The 21757-nt window shown below is 69.3% G+C and carries 17 protein-coding genes; 3 read left to right on the forward strand and 14 right to left on the reverse strand.

Going from position 1 to position 21757, the window contains the following annotated elements; genetic code table 11:
* Positions 1–38: 38 nt before the first annotated feature.
* From FZ046_RS12630 to FZ046_RS12640, 3 genes are all read right to left on the reverse strand, one after another.
* The gene (locus FZ046_RS12630) at positions 39–4586 is read right to left on the reverse strand and encodes an ATP-dependent helicase (RefSeq protein WP_070352078.1); all 4548 of its coding nucleotides are present in this window, start codon (positions 4584–4586) and stop codon (positions 39–41) included.
* Positions 4587–4674: 88 nt separating this feature from the next.
* Positions 4675–5844 (reverse strand): NAD(P)/FAD-dependent oxidoreductase, encoded by a 1170-nt coding sequence (locus FZ046_RS12635; RefSeq protein WP_070352079.1) that lies wholly within the window; start codon positions 5842–5844, stop codon positions 4675–4677.
* Positions 5845–5873: 29 nt separating this feature from the next.
* Complete coding sequence (locus FZ046_RS12640; RefSeq protein WP_070352080.1) at positions 5874–6527, reverse strand: TetR/AcrR family transcriptional regulator; 654 nt, start codon at positions 6525–6527, stop codon at positions 5874–5876.
* 220 nt (positions 6528–6747) lie between these two features.
* Here FZ046_RS12640 and FZ046_RS12645 point away from each other — a divergent pair, with 220 nt between their 5' ends.
* Positions 6748–7746 carry an NAD(P)H-binding protein gene (locus FZ046_RS12645; protein WP_246183034.1) on the forward strand — a complete coding sequence of 333 codons (999 nt, stop codon included), beginning with the start codon at positions 6748–6750 and terminating at the stop codon, positions 7744–7746.
* A 9-nt stretch (positions 7747–7755) separates the two neighbouring features.
* Here the strand turns inward: FZ046_RS12645 and FZ046_RS12650 are convergent, their stop codons facing one another.
* Together FZ046_RS12650 and FZ046_RS27410 are read right to left on the reverse strand one after the other, a co-directional pair.
* The gene (locus FZ046_RS12650) at positions 7756–8379 is read right to left on the reverse strand and encodes a hypothetical protein (protein ID WP_070352081.1); all 624 of its coding nucleotides are present in this window, start codon (positions 8377–8379) and stop codon (positions 7756–7758) included.
* A gap of 67 nt (positions 8380–8446) precedes the next feature.
* A complete protein-coding gene (locus tag FZ046_RS27410; RefSeq protein WP_170292431.1) occupies positions 8447–8620 on the reverse strand; it encodes a hypothetical protein in 174 nt (57 codons plus the stop codon).
* 389 nt (positions 8621–9009) lie between these two features.
* Here FZ046_RS27410 and FZ046_RS27880 point away from each other — a divergent pair, with 389 nt between their 5' ends.
* Positions 9010–9303 (forward strand): hypothetical protein, encoded by a 294-nt coding sequence (locus tag FZ046_RS27880; RefSeq protein ID WP_246182981.1) that lies wholly within the window; start codon positions 9010–9012, stop codon positions 9301–9303.
* 25 nt (positions 9304–9328) lie between these two features.
* Here FZ046_RS27880 and FZ046_RS12660 read toward each other — a convergent pair whose 3' ends face one another.
* The 7 genes from FZ046_RS12660 to FZ046_RS12690 all read right to left on the reverse strand — a co-directional run bounded on the left by FZ046_RS12660 (position 9329) and on the right by FZ046_RS12690 (position 18895).
* Entirely contained in the window at positions 9329–10138 is an 810-nt protein-coding gene (locus FZ046_RS12660; RefSeq protein ID WP_070352083.1) for a TIGR04222 domain-containing membrane protein, read from the reverse strand.
* A 142-nt stretch (positions 10139–10280) separates the two neighbouring features.
* Positions 10281–12512, reverse strand: a complete 2232-nt coding sequence (locus FZ046_RS12665; RefSeq protein ID WP_246183035.1) for a thiamine pyrophosphate-binding protein — start codon at positions 12510–12512, stop codon at positions 10281–10283.
* A 127-nt stretch (positions 12513–12639) separates the two neighbouring features.
* A complete protein-coding gene (locus FZ046_RS12670; protein ID WP_070352084.1) occupies positions 12640–14439 on the reverse strand; it encodes an FAD-dependent monooxygenase in 1800 nt (599 codons plus the stop codon).
* Between the two features lie 3 nt (positions 14440–14442).
* Positions 14443–15132, reverse strand: coding sequence for a VOC family protein (locus tag FZ046_RS12675; RefSeq protein WP_083298077.1), 690 nt, complete (start codon positions 15130–15132; stop codon positions 14443–14445).
* Positions 15133–15143: 11 nt separating this feature from the next.
* Complete coding sequence (locus FZ046_RS12680; RefSeq protein ID WP_070352125.1) at positions 15144–16103, reverse strand: fumarylacetoacetate hydrolase family protein; 960 nt, start codon at positions 16101–16103, stop codon at positions 15144–15146.
* Between the two features lie 109 nt (positions 16104–16212).
* Positions 16213–17511, reverse strand: a complete 1299-nt coding sequence (locus FZ046_RS12685; protein WP_070352085.1) for a PucR family transcriptional regulator — start codon at positions 17509–17511, stop codon at positions 16213–16215.
* A gap of 55 nt (positions 17512–17566) precedes the next feature.
* Positions 17567–18895, reverse strand: coding sequence for a cytochrome P450 (locus tag FZ046_RS12690; RefSeq protein WP_070352086.1), 1329 nt, complete (start codon positions 18893–18895; stop codon positions 17567–17569).
* A 99-nt stretch (positions 18896–18994) separates the two neighbouring features.
* Here FZ046_RS12690 and FZ046_RS12695 point away from each other — a divergent pair, with 99 nt between their 5' ends.
* Positions 18995–19612 (forward strand): TetR/AcrR family transcriptional regulator, encoded by a 618-nt coding sequence (locus tag FZ046_RS12695; protein ID WP_246182982.1) that lies wholly within the window; start codon positions 18995–18997, stop codon positions 19610–19612.
* On the opposite strand, the gene FZ046_RS12700 is transcribed toward FZ046_RS12695, so the two are convergent.
* Together FZ046_RS12700 and FZ046_RS12705 are read right to left on the reverse strand one after the other, a co-directional pair.
* Complete coding sequence (locus FZ046_RS12700) at positions 19609–20802, reverse strand: cytochrome P450 (RefSeq protein WP_070352126.1); 1194 nt, start codon at positions 20800–20802, stop codon at positions 19609–19611. The genes FZ046_RS12695 and FZ046_RS12700 overlap by 4 nt on opposite strands.
* Before the next feature lie 224 nt (positions 20803–21026).
* On the reverse strand, positions 21027–21689 hold the full coding sequence (locus FZ046_RS12705; RefSeq protein ID WP_070352088.1) for a TetR/AcrR family transcriptional regulator: 663 nt from the start codon (positions 21687–21689) through the stop codon (positions 21027–21029).
* Positions 21690–21757: the final 68 nt, after the last annotated feature.

Below are 21757 nucleotides of genomic sequence, written 5' to 3' on the forward strand. Positions count from 1 at the left end.
ATCCCGCCGGTGTTTCGTCAATTTTGACGAAGCCGGCGCTAGCGGAGCCGCAGGCCCCGTGGCGTGCGGGAGAAGCCCGCGGCGACCAAGGCGTCCGCGACCGAGGTCAGGTCGACGGCAGCGGACGGGTCCAGAACCGCCGTCCCATTGACCTTCTCGACGAGCAGCGCCTGCAGACGACCGCTGCCGACGAGGTCGACCAGGGCCACCGCGGCGGCGTGGTGCGCCTCGGCGTCGTCCGAATACGACAGCAGCGTGCGGCCGCCGCGCTCGAGGAACCACACCAGCTCGCCGTCGACGAGGACCACCAGCGCGCCCGCCTTGCGTCCCGGTCGGTGAGTGCCCTGCGCGGGCCACGGCAGTGCGGCGCCGTAGGGATTCGCGGGGTCCGCCGCCGCGAGCACGACGGCGTCGAAGGCGCGCTTCTCGGGATCGACGTCGTCGAGGTAGCCGCGCAGCCGGTCGACGGTCGACGCCACCGCGAACTGCGCGCCGCCCAACGACTCGACGAAGTAGCCGCGCTGGCAGCGGCCCGCCTCCTCGAAGGCGCTGAGTACCTTGTACAGCATCGCGAAGCCGCCGGGCGTGTCCTCGGCGGACCCCTTGGTGAGCACGCCGTAGCGGCTCAGCAGCAGGTCGGCCTGGAAGTGCGTGCGGATCGTCGAGTCCGGTTCCGGGCTGGGCAGCGCCGACCAGCGGCCGGCGACCGTCGGATCCGACGTCCGGGTCTGTGCGTGCGCGACGCTGTAGCGGCTCAACCGGGGCGGGCGCTGGCGTTGCCGGTGGGCGCCGCCCCGGCTGCGCGTCCCGGTCAGCACCGCCCGCACCGGGGCGAAGGTGTCACCGGTGACCCACCCCGCCCAGATCAGTTCCCACAGCGCCTGTTTCACGGCGTCGTCGCCGGCCGTCAGGCCGGCGCTCAGCTGGCGGAAGAAGTACGCCCCGCCGCCGTGCAGCGTCGCCATGATCTCGCGGTGGGTGTCGGTGAACTCGATCTCCGCCGGGGCGCCGAGCGTCAGCGGTGCCGAATCCGCGGTGTGGAAGGCGATCCAGCCGTCGGAGCCGGCGATCGGCCCGGCGCCGGCCCACGTCACCTCGCCGGAGGCCAGCAGTTCGTCGAGCATCGCCGGCTGGTAGTCCCGGACGCGCTGACCGAAGACCAGCGGCTCGACCGCGGAGGCGGGGATCGCGACACCGGACAGCTGGTCGATGACGCCCGCCAGACCGTCCACCCCGGCGTTGCGGGTCGAGCCGACGTTCTGCCACGCCGGAAGGAAGCGGGCGTACGCGGCGGTGCTGACCGGCTCCACCTGCGCGCGCAGAGCGGCCAACGACCGGCGGCGCAGGATCTTCAGAACGTCGGCGTCGCACCACTGTTCGCCCGAGACCACGGCTGTGCCGGGTTCGGGTGCGGGCGGATCGACGAATTCGCCGCGCACCAGCTTGCCGTCCACCGACATGCGGCCCAGGACGTCCGCGGCGACCCGCAGACCGAGACCGAAGCGCGCTGCGGCCTCGGCGGTGGTGAACGGCCCTCGCGTACGGGCGTAGCGGCCCAGGAGTTCGCCGAGCGGATCGTTGACGGTCCCGGTGAAGGTCGCCGGCACGCCGACCGGCACCGCGATGCCGATGCCGTCGCGCAGCAGGCCCATGTCCTCGATGGCGACCCACCACGTCTCGCCGGCGAAGTTGACCGTGAGCGCGCGGCGGGCGGCCCGCAGCCCCTCGAGCCAGCCGCCGACGTCGGTGGCCGTGGAGCGTTGTGCGACTTCGGTTTCGGTGAGTGGTCCGAGGAGTCGCAGCAGGTCGGCGACCCCCTCGGCGTCGCGGGCGGCGCGGTCGGGAGCGAGGTGCTGCAGCTGTGTGATCGTCGACTCGATGACCTGCGGGTCCAGCAGCTCGCGTAGCTCCACGCGGCCGAGCAGTTCCGACAGCAGGACGCTGTCGAGCGACAGGGCGGCGGCGCGTCGTTCGGCCAGTGGGCTGTCGCCCTCGTACATGAACGCGCCGACGTAGCCGAACAGCAGCGATGCGGCGAACGGCGACGGCGTCGACGTCTCGACCTCGAGGATGCGGATGCGCCGGTTGGCGACGCGCGTCATCAGGTCGATGAGCGTGGGAACGTCGTAGACGTCCTGCAAGCACTCCCGCACCGTTTCGAGCACGATCGGGAAGTCGGGGTACTTGCGGGCGACGTCGAGCAGTTGCGCCGCACGCTGACGCTGGTGCCACAGCGGCGAGCGCTTGCCGGGGTGGCGGCGTGGCAGCAGCAGGGCGCGCGCCGCGCATTCGCGGAAGCGCGACGCGAAGAGCGCCGAGCCGCCGACCTCCGCGGTGACGATCGGCTCGATCTCGTCGGCGTCGAAGACGAACAGGTCGGCGCCGGGTGGCGCGTCCTCGGTGTCGGGCAGCCGGACGATGATGCCGTCGTCGGATGCGGTGGGCTTCTCGTCGATGCCGTAGCGCTCGCGCAGGCGGCGGCCGATCGCCAGCGCCAGCGGACCGTGCACGCGCAGGCCGTAGGGCGAGTGCAGGATGACCCGCCAGTCGCCGAGTTCGTCGCGGAAGCGTTCGACGAGGAACGTCGCGTCGGTGGGGACGGTGCCGGTGGCCTCGCGCTGCTCGGAGAGGAGCTGGAAGAGGTTGTCGGTGGCGAAGTCGTTGAAGCCCATGGTCGCGCAGCGCGCCTCGAACTCGGCGCGCGCCAGACCGGCGAGCTGACCGGTGAACGCGCCGATCGCCGCCCCGAGTTCGGCGGGCCGGCCGACGCCGTCACCGCGCCAGAACGGCAACCGCGCGGGCTCACCGGGGGCGGGGATGACGAGCACCCGGTCATGGGTGATCTCGGTGATGCGCCAGCTGGTGGCGCCCAGGGAGATGACGTCGCCGGGCCGCGACTCGTACACCATCTCCTCGTCGAGTTCGCCCACGCGCGAGGGCTTCTCGGAATCGGCGTTGGTGGCGAGGTAGACGGTGAACAGTCCGCGGTCGGGGATCGCGCCGCCGGAGGTGACCGCCAGGCGTTGCGCGCCGGGACGCGAGGTCAGCGTGCCGGCGTCGCGGTCGTAGACCATGCGCGGCCGCAACTCGGCGAACTCGGTGGACGGGTACTTGCCGGACAGCAGGTCGAGCGTGGCCTCGAATGCGCTGCGCGGCAACGTCGCGAACGGTGCGGCGCGGCGGACCACCTCGAACCAGCGGTCGGCGTCGATGGGTTCGAGCGCGGCGGCGGCCACCGTGTGCTGGGCCAGCACGTCGAGGGGGTTGGCGGGGACCTTCATGGTCTCGATCTCGCCGGTGAGCATGCGCTGCACCGTCACGGCGCAGTCGATGAGATCGGTGCGGTGCTTGGGGAACAGCACGCCGCGGGACACCTCGCCGACCTGGTGTCCGGCGCGACCGACGCGTTGCAGGCCGCTCGCCACCGAGGGCGGCGACTCGACCTGGATGACGAGGTCCACCGACCCCATGTCGATGCCGAGTTCGAGGCTGGACGTCGCGACGACGGCCTTGAGGCGGCCGGTCTTCAGGTCCTCCTCGACGATGGCGCGCTGCTCCTTGCTGACCGAGCCGTGGTGCGCCTTGGCCAGCAGCGGCTCGGCGCCCCAGGACTGTCCGCTGCCCATCACCTGGGCCGGAGCACCGCCGCCGACCTTCGGGTTGCGGCCGTCGGGGATCTCGACGCCGGTGCGTTCGGCGTGGATCTCGTTGAGCCGGGACGTGAGCCGCTCGGCGAGGCGGCGGGAGTTGGCGAAGACGATCGAGCTGTTGTGCGACTCGATGAGGTCGACGATCTGCTCTTCGACGTCGGGCCAGATCGTGTTGTTCTCGAGATTGGCCATGTCGGGCACCGGCACCTGGACGGCCAGGTCCCACGTCTTGCCGGCGGGTGGCGCCACGATGGTCGTGGGTGCGGCCCCGGACAGGAACCGCGCCACCTCCTCGGGTGGACGGACGGTCGCGGACAGGCCGACGCGTTGCGCCGGCTTGTCGAGGAGCTGATCGAGCCGTTCGAGCGACACGGCGAGGTGGGCGCCGCGCTTGGTGTTGGCCACGGCGTGCACCTCGTCGACGATGACGGTGGTGACGTCGGTGAGCGACTCCCGGGCCGCCGAGGTGAGCATGAGGAACAGCGACTCGGGCGTCGTGATGAGGATGTCCGGTGGCTTGCTGATCAGCTCCCGGCGACGGGCCGGGGTGGTGTCGCCGGAGCGGACCCCGACGGTGATGTCGGGGATGGGCGAGCCGAGGCGCTCCGCGACGCGGGTGATGCCGATCAGCGGCGTGGACAGGTTGCGCTCGACGTCGACGGCGAGCGCCTTGAGCGGGGACACGTAGAGCACGCGGGTGCCCGGCTTCGGCGTCTCGGGTGGCGTGGCGGCCAGCCGGTCGATGGCCCACAGGAACGCCGCGAGGGTCTTGCCGGAGCCCGTCGGTGCGATGACCAGCGTGTTGTCCCCGCCGGCGATGGCCGCCCAGGCCTGCGCCTGGGCGGCCGTCGGTTCGGGGAACGTGCCCGCGAACCACTCCCGGGTGAGCGCGCTGAACGGCGTCAGGGGGTCGGTCTTCGCGGCTTTCGTGGCCATCAGTCCATGGTGCCTCGCCCCACCGACAGGTCTCCCGCGATTCACGAGCGCTTTCGTTCGCTCAGCGATCGAGAGCGCTCGTGAATCGCTAGCGGGAGGCGGGGAGCGGCAGGCCCTTGGCGACGAGTTCCTCGCCGCGGTCGTAGTCGTCGTCGGCCTCGTGGGTCAGCACCGCCACCACCGAGCCGTCGCGTTCGTACCAGACCGTGAAGCCGTCGCCGTGGTCGACGAAGTGCTCGTCGTCGTAGCCGTCGCCCCAGGCGTGGTACTTGAGGGTGGCGTCGCCGATCGTCGTCCAGAACCCCGGCACCGACGTCCATTCCTCGCGGGCGCCGGCGGCGTTGGCACCGGCGACCGCGCCGTGGTCGTCGGCGTCCTGCCAGTGCTCCACGGCGATGCGGCGGCCGGCTGCGGGGTTGTGCGCCCAGGCGACGTCACCGGCGGCGAAGACGCCGTCGACCGACGTGCGCATGCCCGCGTCCACCAGGATGCGTCCGTCCTCGACGGCGATGCCGGCCGCCTCGGCGAGTGCCGACCGCGGCTGGACACCGGTGGCCGCGAGGATGAGGTCCGCCTCGAGGGTGCTGCCGTCGTCGAGGCGGACGACGCCGTCCTCGATCGCCTCCACCGACACCCCGCCCCGGTACTCGGCACCTGCAGCGCGCAGCATGTCGACGATGCGCCCGCCGGCCCGCTCGCCCAGCCGCTTGGCCTGCGGCACCGCCGACGGCGCGACGAGTGTGGCGGTGACGCCGCGCCGTGCGAGCGATGCGGCGGCCTCGCAGCCGATGAACCCGGCGCCGATCACGACCGCCGACGTCGCACCCTCGGCACGGGTCCGCAGGCGGCGCGCGTCCGCCAGCGAGCGTAGTTGCAAGGCCGTGTCCCCGCCGGGGAACGGGGGCGCGACGGGCCCGGCGCCGCACGCCAGGACCAGCGAGCGGTAGGGATGCGACGTTCCGTCGACGCGCACGGTGCGTCCGGCGACGTCGATCGCCTCGACGGCGCTGCCCCGCAGGACGCGGACGTCGTGTTCGGTGAACCAGTCGGCGGGATGCAACTGGGCATCGTCGGCCTCGGCCTCACCCTGGAGGAACTCCTTGCTCAGCGGGGGCCGCTCGTAGGGCAGTTCCTCGTCGTCGGTCAGGATCGTGACCGGGGTGGACGAATCACGTTGGCGGAACGCGTCGGCCGCGCTGAGGCCGGCCGGTCCGCTGCCGATGACGACGAGGCCCGGCTCGTCCGATGCGTGAGTCATGGCGTCCGGCTACCCCGTCGCCGCGGCGTTCACTCCGGTCGACTGGTGACGGCGTCCGTCAGACCTGGCGGGATGCCCGGCACCCGGGCGATCGCGTCGAGCAGCGCGTGCGCGCAGGAGTCCGCGACGTACGCCGCGTCGAGCGTCGGATCCTTCACTCGCTGGCGGCACAGTTCGAAGGTGAAGGCCAGCCAGCCGTAGACGATGACCCGCAGGTTGCGTTCGAGCGCGTCGTCGAGGACGTCGCCGACCGCCTCGGCGATGCGGATGGCGATCCGGTCGGCCTGGCGGTCGTTGTCGACGTCGTCGATGCCGCGCAGCACCGGATCGGAGCGACCCATGCCCATGTACGCCGCCCAGGCGCCGTGCGGGTGCTCCTCGTCGTAGTGCACGTAGGCCAGCACGCCGGCGCGCAGCTGGTCGAAGAGGCTCTGTCCCGGCTGGGCGGGGGTGTTGGTGGCTTCGAAGAGCTTCTCGCCTTCGGCACGGACGACCGCGGCGAAGAACGCGCGCTTGTCCGGAAAGTAGTGGTACATCAGGGCTCGTGAGACACCGGCCCGCTCGGCGATCTCGTCGATGCGGACTTCGTCGTAGGGCCGTTGGCCGAACACCTCGGCGCCCAGCGCGAGCAGCTCGTTGCGGCGGTCGCCGGGGGAGAGCCGTCTACGGGCCGGGTCAGCCATGCCGACGATGCTATTACTCGACATGTGTGGAGCAGGTCGGGGTGGGGCGGGCCTCGCACGCTTCGGGGCAGCGGTTCAGCGTGGCGGCACGGCATGGTTCGTTGCGCAGGGGGTACGTCTGAGGTCGGCGGTCGTCACGACGCTCTATAAGGCGGTGGCCGCTCAACGCCGGCGACTGTGCCCATCACGACGAAGGACGAGGAACGCCGTGCGAAGTCTCGTGACCGGCTCGACGGGCTATGTCGGGGGCCGGCTGATTCCACGACTTCTCGCCGCGGGACACCAGGTGCGTGCGATGGCCCGCGACCCGAGGCATCTGCAGGAGGTGCCGTGGGTCGACGACGTCGACGTCGTCGCGGCCGACCTCTCCGACCCGGACTCGCTCGCCCCGGCCTTCGCGGACGTCGACGTCGTCTACTACCTGGTGCACTCCATGGGCAGCGCAACCGATTTCAGCGACGCCGAAGCCGACGCGGCGCAGCACGCGGTGACCGCCGCTCGCGCGGCCGGCGTCGAGAGGTTGATCTATCTCGGGGGACTGCATCCCCGTACCGGGGAACTGTCGGAGCACCTTCGCTCACGTACCGTCGTCGGCGACACGTTGCTCGAATCGGGGATCGACACGGTGGCGCTGCAGGCCGGCGTCGTGATCGGCGCGGGATCGGCGTCCTTCGAGATGATTCGGTTGCTCGCCACCGCCCTTCCGATCCTTCCGGTCCCGACGTATGCGCGGCATCTGGTACAGCCCATCGCCATCGACGACGTCCTGTACTACCTCGTCGAAGCGGCTACGGCTTCCGTTCCCGAGTCGCGCAATTGGGACATCGGTGGCCCCAACGTCCTTCGCTACCGCGACATGCTGGGTGACTTCGCCGAGACGGCCGGGCTCCCTCGTCGGCGGTTCGTCTCGGTGCCGTTCGTCACCCCCGCGCTGAGTAGCCGCGGCATCGCCTTCCTCACCCCCATGCCCGTTGATCTGGTGCGGCCGTTGGTGGAGTCACTGCGCCACGACGCGGTCATGAAGGACCGCGACATCGACACCGTGATCAGCCCCCCGCCCGACGGGCTCACCACCTACCGCGAGTCGGTCCGCAAGGCCCTGCGGGTGCCGTCCGATGCCGACGCCTCGGTCGTCTCCGCTGACGCAGCCCAACTGCTCGACACCGACCCCTCCTGGGCGCACCACGGCCGCAACCCGGACAGTGGTCGGGCGAGCTGAGAACCGACGTCAGGCGCACACGCCGCGACGCCGAACGTCGTCCGCTGCCGCGTTCGTCCGTCCGACGGCGATCTCGTTGACGAACGCTGGGTTGTGGTTGACGAACCCGTCGCGAATGCGCTGCTGCTGTTCCACCACCTCCCGGAGGTATTCGCCACCCGGGACGTTCGTTCCGTGATCGCACACGTAGAGGGTGTTGCTGTAGGTGCAGGTCCGGCTCTCGCCGAGCGCGTCGGCCCTCGGGGTGAGGTAGGCGTTCGACTGGTCGATGTTGGCGGTCACTGCGTCGACTCGCTGCTGCACCCCGGATGCGGAGTAGTCGTCGTGGTGTGCGACCAAGGTGGTTTGGACCGCGGCGATCTGGCCCAGCAACGTGTCGAATTGGGCGTCGAACCACTGACACATCTCCCGCACGGCAGCGATGTCCGCCTCGGTGATCGGGTCGGCGAACCGCCCGCCGACCGCAGGTGTCCACGCGGTGGAGGTTGCCGTGAAGACCGGCAGCGGTGGAGCCGGTACGTCCGGGTCAGCCTCGGCGCCGGTGGTATTCGCGATCGTCGCCGCGGCGACCAGCGCGACGCACGAGACGGCGACGCCGTATCGCCGCATCGTCCGGTGCGCGACGCTCGGCATCGTCGGCTCCTTCGTTCGGTGTCGCCGCACGGGAGCGACATCACGTATCCGCCGCATCAGCAAGGGATTACTCGGTGCCGAAGACCGTAAGTTCGTCCGCCGTGAAGTAGTTCTGGGTGACGTCGGTGATCCTGACGAGGTATCTGGCCGCTGCGGTGTCGATCGAGACGACCGTGCCGACGTTGCCCGTCATCACGGGACCCGTGACCTGGACGGTGGAACCGATGGCGAATTCGGGCATGGCAGCCTCCCAGTCAGTAGTACGGCGTACTAGCCGCTCACATTAGTACGCCGTACTAGTCTGGGCAACGTGGTGGACGACGGTCGTGCTCAGAGGTCCGATACGCGGGGGAGGATCCTCGATGCGGCATGCGACATCGCCAAGGCCGGCGACGGCACGCGCGTGAGTGTGCGCGCCGTGGCGGCCCGGGCGGGCGTGGGCCTCGGGACGCTCCGTCACCACTTCCCCACCCAAGGCGAACTCCTGAACGCGGTGCTGGCGTCGATCTACCAGGAGGCGCTACCGGATGAGCGGATCCGCGACTCGTCCGCTCCGCCCAAGGACCGCCTGCTAGAATGCCTGCGCCACATCCTCGCTCCCGTGGGGGGGTCGAGGGCCGGGCTCGCGAGGTGTGGGCAGGCCTGTTCCGCGCCTTCATCGACCCCGCGGCGGCCGACGGCCGCGACGTGGGCTACCTCGCACTCGAACGGCAGACGCTCGGGCGGATCGAGTCGTGGCTGTCGATCCTCGTCGACGAAGGCTCGCTCGCCCGCGGCGACAACGCCTTTCGGGCGCGCTTCCTCGTGACCGTCCTCAACGGACTCGCCGTCCAGCGCGCGTTGCCGTCGGTGACCGCGCCGCTCGACGACGTGGAGAACGCGGTGCTGCTCACGGCGGTCGGTGCTCTGGGCGATTTCCGCTGACGGTCGCGTCGCCCGGCCCCGCCCGTCAGCCCCCGGAACTGCCATCGACGGTGACCGTGCGGCGGCGCCGAGGAACTCCAATGCTCGCGGCGAACGTCGGATCGAGCGCATACATCGAGTCCGCGCCGAAGACGCCGATGGCCATGGCGGCGTCGCGAGCGCCGCGGGTGACGGAAGGCGACGTCTGCGACGGTGCCAGGTCGGGATGTCGGAGCCGTAGGCCGACGAGGACGTGCGTGCCTGCGCGCGTGCGCGTCGGTGTGGGCGCCATGATCAGCAGGAACAGGGCAACGAGGACGAACGCGCCCGGCAGCGTTCCCAGCGGCGCACCGTCGATGAGGTTCGTCACGATGCGAAGCGCGCCGACGGCGACGATCACCAGTTGTGCGTAGACGAACCACCGCACCCGCCGAAGCCGTGATGGAGTGGCAAGGAGATCGGTCCGCACGAGGTCCTCGCGGATGCGTTCGAGTGCGGCGCCGACGACGGGGAGGCCGGGCACGTCCCGCGCGCGATGGCGGTCGACCGCCGCCTCGTACACCGCCTCCTCGAGTCGGGTTGCGCGGCTCGGTGCCGGGCCGGTCCGCACGAGCGCTCCGCCGCTGTCGGCATCTACTGCCTCCGTCGTGCGCAGCGCCCCCAGTGCGGAGTAGACCGCCCATTGCGGGCCACCTCTGAGGAAGGCGACGGTCTCGCCGTCGAGATCGTCCTCCCGGGCGGGGCGTCCACGGAACGCGACGAAGCGGTAGCACATGGCAGCGACCATCACGATCGTCGCCGCGATGACGAACCACCTTGTGAAGTCGGCATCGGAGATTCCCCACGAGTGGTGCATCCCCACATCATCGTCGGCGTGCCCGCAACGTCAACGCCGCCGTCGGCAGGCTGGGCCCGATCATCTACTCGTTCCACGGCCCGACGCCGACCACACCCTCGACCCGCACGACGGTGCGGACCCACGAGGTCACCCCACCGCGTCAGCCCAGGACGTCCAACGCTGCGCGCACGATGCTGTCGGTGTCGATGCCGTGATACCGGTACACCGCGTCGAGATCGCCGACCTGACCGAAAGCTCTGACGCCCAAGCCCTTGCAACGCACCCGGTTGATGGTGGCCAGGAAGGCCAGGGTGTGCGGGTGGCCGTCGAGGACGGTAACCATCGGCGCGGCACGCTCGGCCGGAAAGACCTGATCGAGAAGCCAGGAGGGACCGTCGTTGAACCCGTCACGGTCCCCGATGGCGCGGTACAGCAGGTCCGGACTCGTCACGCAGATGACCTCGACCTCCAGGCCCATCGCGCCGAGCCGATCGGCGGCCTCCGTCGCCTCGGTGACCAGGGCTCCCATCGCGACGATGCAGATCGCCGGGGCGGCGCTCGCGCGCAACGTGTACGCGCCGGCGAGCACTTGGCGACGTCGGCGTTCCCGGGCGGCCGGATCGTCGGGGAGATTCGCCAGTTCCTGGCGGACCGGTCGGGTGGACAGCCGAAGGTACGACGACGTCCCGTCGGGTCGTCCCAGTTGGCTGATGCAGTGCAGCAGGACCCATTCGACTTCGGTGGCGAAGGCGGGCTCGTAACTGACGCAGCCGGGTTGCTCGAGGCCGATCGACGGTGTCGTGATCGACTGGTGCGCTCCACCTTCTGCCGCAAGGGTGACGCCCGACGGCGTGCCGACCAGGATGGACTGTCCGCCGGCGTAGATGCCGAACGACCACGGCTCGAGGGCGCGTCCGACGAATGGGTCGTAGAGCACTCCGATCGGGAAGAGGGGTTGGCCCCATCGGCTCCAGGTGGCCCCGAGTTCGCCGAGCAGACCGACCAGGTTGACCTCCGCGATGCCCAATTCGATGTGCTGGCCGGTCGGGCGTTCCCGCCAGTGCAGGAGGGTGTCGCCGTCGTCGGCGAACCAGTCGGGCCGCTCGGAGGGGGACCAGACGCCCACCTTGTTGAGCCACCCTGCGAGGTTCGTGCTGGAGCTGACGTCCGGGCTGACGGTGACGACGCGTCGTGCGACGTCGGGCGCTTCACGTGTCAGGTCGAGCAGTGTGCGCCCGAGCGCACTCTGAGTGTTCGACACTGCCGGAGGGGTGCGTCCGATGTCGGTCGGCACCTGCGGCGGTGCGACGGTCCGGGGTTCGTCCCGGCGCAGCCGCTCGGCGGTGCGCCGGCAGAGCCGTCCCGCCGATGACTGCGGATCGAACCGCGTGAAGGGCTGGTGGGGATCTTCGCCCAGCGCATCCGCCAACTGGGCGAATTGCTCATCGGTCAGCAAGGCTGAATGGTTCTGCGGATGTCCCTGCGTGGGGAGTCCGTATCCCTTGATGGTGTAGGCGAGGATGACCGTCGGACGTGAATCGTCGATGTGGTCGTAGGCGTGTTGCATGGCGGCGATGTCGTGGCCGCCGAGATTCGAGATGGCGCGCAGCAGGGTTGCGTCGTCGAGCTGTCGGATCAGGGCGGCGATCGCCGAGCCCTCGGCGCCGTCACCGGGCAACCTGGAGCGCAGCTCCTCGGCGGAACACCGCAGCAGCCGTTGATATTCGGGGTTGGCCATCGTCAGGATGCGGTTGCGCAGCGCGTCGCCGCCGGGGCGGCCGAACAGCTCGTCGAGCAACGTGCCGAACTTGACGGTCAGCACCTGCCAGCCGGCGGCGGTGAACACGTCCTGCAACCGCCCGGACGCGATGTGGGGCACGACGCGGTCGAGGGACTGACGATTCATGTCGACGATCCAGACGATCTCGCCCAGCTCTCGAACGGTGGGATCCATCACCGCTTCCCAGACCGCGCCCTCGTCGAGTTCGGCGTCGCCGACGAGGGAGTACTGGCGTCCCGACCCGACGTCGCCGCCCAGGGTGTCGACGTAGCGCCGGGCGAACGTCGCCCAGATCGGTGCGGTGGCGCCGATTCCTACCGATCCGGTGGAGTAGTCGACCGGGTCCGGGTCCTTCGTGCGGCTGGGATAGCTCTGCAGGCCGCCGAACTCACGCAGCGTCGTCATGTAGTGCTCGTCGAGCCACCCCAGCAGGTAGTTGATGCTGTGCAATACCGGGGATGCGTGCGGCTTCACCGAAACCCGGTCGTGGTCGCGCAGTGGCCCGAAGTACAGCGAGGTCATGATCCCCACCATCGAGGCCGACGATGCCTGATGTCCCCCCACCTTGAGGCCACCCGGGTTGGGTCGGATGCGGTTGGCGTGATGCACCATGGCCGTCGACAACCACAGCACGCGGGAGGCGATCAGGTCGAGGTCCGACGTCGGCGAGGCAGTATCGGGGCGCGCGCCGGCGTCCGGCGACGGGGAAATCGTCACGATGATTCGGTCGTCCTTCGGCTCAGGCGGACTGCTGGGTGTCATCGTCGCGCAGCCTCGGATGGACGCGACTCCACGCCCGGTGTACGAAGTCGCGGAATCGGTCTGCTGCGGAGCTGTCGTCGCACGTGCGCCAGACGACGTGACCGTCGGGCCGCACGACGACGGCGCCGCATTCACCGACCTCGAACAGGTCGATGACGTCGACTCGGTCTTGCTGCCCCGTGGCCGTCAGTGCGACGACGTCGATCGGCACCGTGATTGGCTCGAGGGCGAGTGCCTCGGCCCATTGTGTCGGCGCACCGGTGAACATGGTGAGGCCTCGGCGCGCAACCGCATCGTGTGTCGAGCGCTCGGTCCCGTCCTCGCCGAGGATCACCGCGTGCGGAAGTCGTGCACCGGGGTGCGTCGTCGGTCGATAGAAGGCGACGTCCCCGTCCGGGCACGGCCCCTCGGCGGTGTCGATCAACCAGCTGCCGTAGGCGTAGCCGAACTCCAGACCGCTGGCGACGAAGTGCTCCTCCTGACCCGGAATGACGGCGGCCATGCGCTGGCGTAGGCGTGCGCTGCGGGCGCTCTGCTTCGACAATCTCCGCGTCCGGGACATCTGCGCGGCGGTCAGTGCGTCCGCGACCCGGGCGATCAGGCGGTCGGGCACCGAGTTCAGGGGAAGTCTCCCCATGAGTTGGGTCGCTCTGTGGAGTGACCGGTTGGTGATTCCCAGCGGCTCGGTGACGTCGTCGAGTTTGAAGTGGTTGTGCGTACTCTGCTCGGCGAACCTCGTGACGACGGGCCGCCGTTCGGTGTCGTAGGTGGCGAGCAGCGACTCCGATGCGCCGTCCTGCAGGACCGCCGCAAGCTTCCAGGCGATGTTGTGGGCGTCCTGCACACCACTGTTGAGGCCGAAGCCGCCGGTGTGGGGAAACCGGTGGGCGGCGTCGCCGATGAGCAACAGCCGGCCGTGGTGGAAGCGATCGGCGATCTGCTTGGTCATGGTCCACGTTCCCGTCGACCGGATCCGGTAGTCGGTGGCGCCGATGACCTCCGGCAGGACCCGGCCCCAGAATCGCTCGGAATCACTGGCAATTTGTTGGGCGGCGTGCAGGTACGGAGTCATCAGCACGTAGTCGTCGTCGGCGTGCGCGATCATCACCCCGCTGAACCGCGGGTGATAGATCCAGCTGAGTAGTGGTCGGTCCGTGCCGTCGGGGTACAGCCCTGGCGCGTGGAAGAAGACGCTGCCCATGTTGGCCAGGACGGGGCCTTCCATGGTGATGCCGGCGGCGTCGCGCAAGGTGCTGTTGGCGCCGTCGGCGGCGATCACGTAGTGCGGTGACACGGGATCGATCTCACCGTTCGGTGACCTGAGGGACAAGACGTCACCGTGCAGCGCGGCTCGCCATCCGAGCCGGAGGTCGACGAGGGGTTCGTCGGCGAGGGTCTTCCACAAGACCGGCATGAGCAGGTGCTGTCCGATGTGGGAGATGAGACGGGGACTGTGCGAGCGGACGTCGGCGAGCCGATCGGGCTGAGAGAGCAGGTCTATTTCGCCGATCGGAGCGGACCGTACGTCGGTGCACCAGCGGATGACGTTGACGGTGTCGATGGGCGGGGTGATGGCGTCCACGGCGCTACCCAGAGTGGGGGAGGCCTGATCCCAGATCTCCAACGTGCGGGCGTTGATGACGTGTGCGGCAGGGTGTAGGCGGGGAGTGCGGCGTTGCTCGACGACGGTACTGGGGATGCCGTTGCGCGCCAGGAGGAGGGCGAGAGTGCATCCGGCGGCACCGGCACCGACGATGACGATCGGGTCGGTGGTCATGTCCTACAGGGTCTTCCACGTGATCGCGCGCTTGTTGCTCTTCGGTCTCGTGCCCGGACGCGTTCCGGCGCCGGGTGTGAGCAAGTCCTGTCGATCGACGCCCGCGCGCAGTCGTTCGAGCAGATAAGCCGGGTCGATGTTGGTGCCGATCGGGTTGGCGGCGAACTCGTCACTGTTGAAGTACTCGGCGGTCTTCTGCGCCGTGGGGAAGTTCTCCGTCTGAAACTCCAGCCGAATACCCTCGGGGTCCTCGTAGTACAGGCTGGTGGTCGGCCCGTGGTTGATCGACCAGACGGGCGTGATGCCCACCCCGCGGAGCCGTTCGTAGGTCAGCAGCAGCCTCTCCACGGAGGTGAAGGTGAATGCCAGATGGTCGATGCCGTAGGTCTTGCGCCGCCATCGCGACAACGGAAAGGCGAAGCGCACCGGCGGCGGGAGCTTGACGAGCGCCAGCCGGTGGCTTTCGTGATCCCATGTCAGGAAGGCGATCTGGTGATCCTCGTGGACCACGCGAGCGCCGAAGACGTGTCCGTACCAGTCGATCATCTCGGCGCTGCGCGCAGTCTTGACCACCCAGTGGGCGATGAAGTCGGGAACGAGGCGGTCGGGGAGTTCCGTGAGGTCCGGGGCGGAGGTGGTGTTGGCGGGATCGTTGGGATCGGAGGGTTGCAAGGGCACGGGTGTGGCGCTCATGGCGGTCCTTCCTACGCGGTGGGGGCGACGATGGTGGTGCGCTGGGTGCCCAGGTCGAGCGTCCCGGCGGCATTGCGTATCGAGGCGGTGACGACGTCGCCGGGTTTCAAATAGGGCCTACGCTGTTGACGTTTCACGAACGCCGCCCACAGCTTCTGCTCGGGGAGCAGTGCGGTGGCCAGTCGGCGGATGATTGGGGGCGGCGAGCCCGCGACGATCCCGTGAGGTGTGCCGGTGAGCAGTACATCGCCAGGGCTGATGTTGCAGAATTCCGTCAGTTCGGTCAGGGTTTCGGCCGGCCGGTAGAGCATGTTCGCGGTGTTGTCGATCTGCCTCGGCGATCCGTTGACTTCCAGTCGGAGTTCGAGGTCGTCGAGCAGTCCGACGTCGTCGGGCTCCAGCACCGCCAATACCGGCCCCAGGGGACAGAATCCGCGGTAGCTCTTGCCCTTGAGGAACTGCCCTTGAGGTAGTTGCACGTCGCGAGCGGACAGATCATTGGCGACCGTGACGCCGAAGACGTAGTCGTGGAGGTTCTCGTCGGTGATCGTGGTCGGCGCGTCGACCGTGCGGCGCAACACCAGCGCCAGCTCGATCTCGTAATCGAGAAGGGTCACGTGCGCCGGCCTGATGACCGGGGTGCACGGGCCCGTGACGGCGGCGTCGGTCTTGTCGAAGAACAGGTTGAAGTCGCGAGCGTCGGGATCCATGCCGGACTCGATGGCATGTTGACGGTAGTTCGCGCCCTGGCACATCACCCGGCACGGCGTGGTGACCGGTGACAGCGGCGCGACGTCGGCGATCGAGACGTCGCCCGGCTGCCTGGCCGCGGCGAGCCAGTCGGGTTCACCGTGTTCGATGAGGTCGGCGGTCCGCGGATAGTCGCCGGACAGCGGCGAGATGGTGTCACCGGTGAGCACGCCCCACGATGCCCGGTCGTGATCCTGGTAGCGGAGGAGATGGACGACCACGAACGCTTCCCGTCTGCCCGTCACCCGACGGGCTCGACGCCCAGTCAACTGCGCGATGATCGATGCGCGCCTGGTTCGCGGTCCAGAATGGGTGGGCCCCGGTCGTACTTCAGGCCAATGGTGTCGTCGGGGGTCGCAGCATCGCGTCACCGAGTTCCTCGGCGAGGGTGAGCGCCGCGTGCAGGTGCAGGCGCCGCTCGGCGATGGGCCGACCACGAAGGTGCTCGGCCCGCTGGACCCGGTACGCCACGGTGTTGCGCGCCACGTGGAGATCGGCGGCGGTCCGGACGAGGCTGCGGTCGCGGTCGAGGTAGGCCTTGAGCGTCTGCCGCATCGTGACGACGTTTCCGTCGCCTCCGGCCAAGTCGCCGAGTTCGCGCCCGACGAATTCGCGGGCGGCGGTCGGGTCGGCGCTGAGCATCGCCACGATGTCGTGGTCCTGATAGCGGAACACGCGCTCGGGACGCGTCGACATCGCGGCGACTCGGGCAGCGTCGGTTGCCTGACGATGGCTGTCGCGGAAGCCCTCGATGCCGGCACCGGGCATCCCGGTGGCGAGGTGCACGCCCTCGGGTGGCGGCGCCTTCGAGGTGAACGGCTCGGGCGGGTGCGCCGTGCGTGAGCCCCATGCCCACACGCGGTGCGCTCCCACGGGGAGGACGAGCGTCGACGTGCAGCCCGTAGCGAGAAGCGACTGCTGGGCAACGGCTCTCAGCTGCGGGGCCTCGGCGGGTGCGGAGGCGTCGGTCCACGCGATCACGGCCAGGTGCCAACGACTCAGGTCGTAGTTGAGGATGCGGGTGGCTCGCTCGATCGAGACGGCCGTCCCGTTCAGCAGTTCTTCCACGACCTCCATGCGCAGGGCGATCGAACTGGTCATCCATTCCTGTTGAGCACGGGAGTATTCCGCGGCCATCCGTTCGGTCACCACGTCGACCACGTCGAACAGGATCTGGTTGATGCGCCGCATCTCGGTGAAACGCTGTGGCTCGGGCACCACTCGCTCGGCGGCGTCGAGCAGCGCGCCGGCGGCGGTGGCGTGGGCGACGTGAATGCTGCGCAACATGTGCTCGATGCCGATGCCGCGCGCAACGACCTCCGTCGGCCCGGCGAGGACTTCCGACATCGCCGCGAAGGTGACGTCGTCGTCGTGGGCGAGTGCGGCGAGCGCGCCCAGCGCTACGGCCTCGCACCCCTTGTGGACCTCGGCGGCAACGGCGTCGACCGCCAGCTGGGGAATGTCAGCGGTGATGGCCGCCGCCATGCGTGCCCCCATGTCGACTGCCCAGCCTGCCGGCCCGGCGCCCAGCCGCTCGGCCAGTGCGTTCGCGCGGTCCGGAAGCGCCGAGTCACTGAGGTGCGCGCCGTGTCCCGGCGGTTCCAGCGCCGTGAACCATGGACGTGCCATCGACTCAGTTTCCCATCGACTCAGTCTCCCATCGACGTCGTCACCCCGATGCGCGTCAGCAAGCAGTGTGCTCCGTCGTGCTGCGCCGGTGCACCACCACGATGCCGCCGTCCCCGGGCGCATTGGCGATTCCCCTCGACTTGCGACGTTCGTCGGGCGCCGAGGTCGTCTCCACGCTGTAGGTCCGCAGAATCTCTCGCAAGGTGATGAGCATCTCGGTGTTGGCGAAGGCGGCGCCGACGCACCGACGCAGTCCTCCGCCGTAGGGGATCCAGGCACTGGTGTCGGGTTTGGCGTCCAGGAAGCGGGTCGGATCGAATCGCTCCGGATCGCGGTAGTTCTCCGAGGAGGCGTGCGACAGGGCGATGCTGGCGATGACGGTGTGTCCCTCGGGCAGCACCCATTCGCCGAGTCGGGTGCGGCCCTTGGTCACCCGCAGGACCCCGGGAATCACCGGACGGCTACGTTGCACCTCCCAGATCACCGCTTGCAAGACATCCGACCCGCCCGCGTCGACTTCGGCGACCAGATCGGACAACACCTCGGGGTGGCGACGTAGCCGTTCCATTGCCCACGCCAGAGTCGTCGCCGTGGTCTCGTGCCCGGCGGCCAGCAGGGTCTGCAACTCGTCGATGATGTGGTCGTCGGGGATGGGCTGCCCGGCCTCGTCCCGCGCGGCGACCAGCATCGACAACACGTCGGTACGGTCGTCGAGATCAGACGCGGCACGGGCACGCCGAATGAGTGTGCCGATCACGTCGTCACATTCGCGCCGCATCCGCTCCAAGCGTCCCCCCGGGCTCCACCGTCCGAAGTCGCGCCGCAGTCCGGCGGGCAGCACGGTCAGCCTGGAGGCCAGCAGCACCGCGGGCGGCAGCAGTTCGCGTAGCGCGTCGAGTTCGGGACCGTCGGCGCCGAACACCGCGCGCAGGATCGCGTTGAGGGTCATGCGCATCATCGACGGCAGGGTGGCGAACTCGGTCCCGACCGGCCAGGTGGCGAGCTCGCGGGTCACTTCCTCGGTGATGATCTGCTCGTACACGTGCATCCGCTTGCCGTGCAGCGGTGGCATCAGAAGCTTGCGGCGGGCCAGATGCGGCGGACCGTTCAGGCTGAACGACGAGCCGGGTCCGATGACGTCGCCGAGATTGGTCACCGTCTCCACCAGGTCCCCGGCGGTGAACAACTCCTTGATCAGAGCGGGGTCACCCACGACGACGCTGTCGCCGAACAGCGGCACCGACACGCTGAAGACCGGGCCGTACCGGTGACGAGCGAAACCGAACGCGCGCGGTTGATCGATCACCATGGCCGCGCCCTGAACGATGCGCGGAAGCGCGACGCCCGGCGGCAGTCGCACCGGGTCAGTGGTGAGTTCGGCCATGTGGTCCTCCGTTGGTACGTTGATGTACTAGCACACAGTACACGCGTGTACCAGTAGCTGTGGTGGCCGCCTAGAATCGCCACGTCAGGAAGGATCGGCGTGGAAGCAACGAGCGAACGCGCACGAGCGCAGTCGCGGACGAAGGATGCCGAGCCGTACCGTCGACGCATCCTGAACGCGATGGCGGAGTGCATCGCCGACGTCGGCTACGCCAACACGATGGTGGCCGACGTCGTCCGTCGGGCCAAGACCTCGAAGTCGAAGTTCTACGCGGAGTTCGGCGATCGCGAAGCGTGCCTCGTCGCGCTGCTGTCGGAGACCAATGACGCCAATCTCGCCGCGGTGGCTGCCGCGGTCGACCCGACCGCAGCGTGGCAGACCCAGGTGGGCCAGGCGGTGGAGACGTGGTTCGACTGGGCCGAGCGTCGCCGTCACCTCACGCTCACCTGGATTCGCGACGTCCCCGCCCTGGGTCCGACGGCGCGTTCCCTGCAGCGCATCGCAATGGAACGCTTCGTCGAGCTGGTTCGCACGCTCAGCGACACCGACGAATTAAAGAGCATCGGCATCGAGCCCGTGCCGCACGCGCGCGCGGTCCTGCTGATCGGTGGGCTCCGCGAACTCGCGGCGCACACCGTCGAGCACGACCGGCCCCTCGCAGGCGTCACCGAGGAGGCGGTGCGCAGCGCCATCGCGCTGATCAACCCGTCCGCCTAGGACGCGGCGGTGACCAGCCGGATCGGCAACCGCTCGAGACGGCGAATGACGTTGTTGACCCCCCAGATCGGCTCACCGACCAGATCGATGCGTTCGACCCGTTCGAGCAAGGCGGTCAGCAGTGCCGTCGTCTCCATCCTCGCCAAACCCTGGCCGGCGCAGGCGTGGGCGCCGTTGCCGAAGCCGAGCTGACGCCCCGCGTCCCGGCGGATGTCGAACGACTCCGGGTCGTCCCATTCGTGCTCGTCGCGGTTGGCCGAGGCATACATGACGAGGACGCGCGCGCCGGCGGGGATGTGGTACCCGGCGACCGTGGTGTCGCGGGCCGTCCTGCGGGTGAATGCCCGCAGGGGCGACTCGAACCGGACCACTTCGTTGATCGCATTGGGCAGCATGCTCGGGTCCGCGCGAAGCAGCTGCCACTGATCGGGATGAGTCGCGAAGAGGTGGACGGCGCTGGAGATCGCGCTGATGGTGGTGTCGAGCGAGGGCGCGATGTAGTCGATCATCAACGGCGGTACGTCCTCGAGGGAGAGGTCGCCGTCGTCCACGGCGGTCAGCAATTCATCGGCCATGCTGCCCGGCAACACGTTTCGGTTCCGGACGACGGCGCGTGTGAAGCGCAGCATCTCGAGGCTGCGCGGGATGGCGCGCAGTGCATGCCGGTTCATCGGGCCGAGCATGTCGAACGTGGCTGCAGCCCAGGGCAGGAGATGGCGGCGCTCGTCCTGCGGCCACCCCACCAGATCGGGGACGACGGCCAGCGGTAGCGCGGTGGCGAGGTCGGCGACGGCGTCGATGCGGTTCCTGCCCACGGCCTCGTCGACGATGGTGCGGGCGGTGCCCTCTACGGCCTCGTTGAGGCCGCGCAGCGCCCGGGGCAGCAGTCGGTGGGCGACGAGCTTGCGCCGACGGTCGTGGTCGGCGCCGTCGCTGTTGAGCGTCGTGCCGCGGGACAGGCGATTGGCCAGGGCGTTGGCCGCCACCCCGTGGCCGGAGAGGAAGACATCGTCTGCGCGCAGCGTCGCCTTGCATTCGCCGAAGCGTGGCAGGGCGAACAGGCGACGGCGAGGCAACCGCACGACCGGCCCGAGTTCGCGCAGCGCTCGATAGTGCGGATGGGGGTCGAGGATGGCCGACGTACTGAAGATATCTGGCCGGTACGACGGAAAGTCGTTGTCACGGAACAGCGTGCATGGTGAGCCAACGCTGCGGCCGGTGTATGGCACGGGGGAATCGGTCACGTCGTCTCCGTCCTGTTGACGAAATCGTCACACGCGACTGAATCATCAGTCAAGCGTGCTAGCGCGGCCATGCCACGTAGGGGACACGGCGAAACGACGGCGAGCGCCGTCAAGGCGCTTGCCGCGCTACGTGTTCGAGCACGGGACCACGGTCGTCGACCGTGGTGGTGTCAGGCGGGTGAGGCGGGCCCGAAGACGGTATCCAGGTCGGGTAGGGCCCGTCGGCAGATGTCCGCGGCCTCGTCGGCGGTCATTCCGAAGAGTCGCAGCAGTTCCTCCGTCGCACGGTCCGCGGTGGCGGCGTCGTCACGGTCGGGCCGGTCGCGGATGAGAGCGCCGGTGCCCACGAGGACGCCGCCGGCGAGCGACAGCGCCAGTTCCAGGTCGTCGATGGTGAAGCGTCCGGCATCGATCGCGGCGGCGATGTCGCGCCGGGCGCGCGGCGCGACGCCGCGGTCGAGGTTGATCAACGACAGGCCGTTGCTCAGCAGGATCGACGATTCGCGAGGGCGTCGGCGGAACATTCGGCCGGTCAGGCGGAAGCTGCACGCGAAGGTCTCGGCTGGGTCGTCGATCGACGCGGTCAGCTCGTCGAGCAGCGCGCCGTGCGCGTCGAGGACGTCGACGACCGCGGCGTCGAACAGTTCCTCCTTGCTGCTGAAGTGGTTGTAGAACGACCCCATCCCCACGTCGGCAGCCTGGGTGATCTCGAGGACCGGAACGTTGGTCTTGCCCTGCGCGATGAAGGTCTGCGCCGCAGCGATCAGCGCCGCGCGGGTGCGCTGCTTGCGTCGCTCGACGCGGTTCACCGGCGGTGCGTCGTCAACGGTCATGGTGCTGCTCCTCGGCGGTGTTCGGAGGCTCATCGTACCTTCTGCCATCAGAAGTGAGGATTTCGTCA

It is taken from the genome of Mycolicibacterium grossiae (assembly GCF_008329645.1).
In the GTDB taxonomy this organism is placed as follows: domain Bacteria; phylum Actinomycetota; class Actinomycetes; order Mycobacteriales; family Mycobacteriaceae; genus Mycobacterium; species Mycobacterium grossiae.

Excerpts from the sequence above, each read along its gene's own strand:
- FZ046_RS12630 (WP_070352078.1), bottom strand. The coding sequence starts at position 4,586 with ATGGCCACGAAAGCCGCGAAGACCGACCCCCTGACGCCGTTCAGCGCG.
- FZ046_RS12635 (WP_070352079.1), bottom strand. The coding sequence starts at position 5,844 with ATGACTCACGCATCGGACGAGCCGGGCCTCGTCGTCATCGGCAGCGGA.
- FZ046_RS12640 (WP_070352080.1), bottom strand. The coding sequence starts at position 6,527 with ATGGCTGACCCGGCCCGTAGACGGCTCTCCCCCGGCGACCGCCGCAAC.
- FZ046_RS12650 (WP_070352081.1), bottom strand. The coding sequence starts at position 8,379 with ATGCCGAGCGTCGCGCACCGGACGATGCGGCGATACGGCGTCGCCGTC.
- FZ046_RS27410 (WP_170292431.1), bottom strand. The coding sequence starts at position 8,620 with ATGCCCGAATTCGCCATCGGTTCCACCGTCCAGGTCACGGGTCCCGTG.
- FZ046_RS12660 (WP_070352083.1), bottom strand. The coding sequence starts at position 10,138 with ATGCACCACTCGTGGGGAATCTCCGATGCCGACTTCACAAGGTGGTTC.
- FZ046_RS12665 (WP_246183035.1), bottom strand. The coding sequence starts at position 12,512 with ATGGTGCATCACGCCAACCGCATCCGACCCAACCCGGGTGGCCTCAAG.
- FZ046_RS12670 (WP_070352084.1), bottom strand. The coding sequence starts at position 14,439 with ATGACCACCGACCCGATCGTCATCGTCGGTGCCGGTGCCGCCGGATGC.
- FZ046_RS12675 (WP_083298077.1), bottom strand. The coding sequence starts at position 15,132 with ATGAGCGCCACACCCGTGCCCTTGCAACCCTCCGATCCCAACGATCCC.
- FZ046_RS12685 (WP_070352085.1), bottom strand. The coding sequence starts at position 17,511 with ATGGCACGTCCATGGTTCACGGCGCTGGAACCGCCGGGACACGGCGCG.
- FZ046_RS12690 (WP_070352086.1), bottom strand. The coding sequence starts at position 18,895 with ATGGCCGAACTCACCACTGACCCGGTGCGACTGCCGCCGGGCGTCGCG.
- FZ046_RS12705 (WP_070352088.1), bottom strand. The coding sequence starts at position 21,689 with ATGACCGTTGACGACGCACCGCCGGTGAACCGCGTCGAGCGACGCAAG.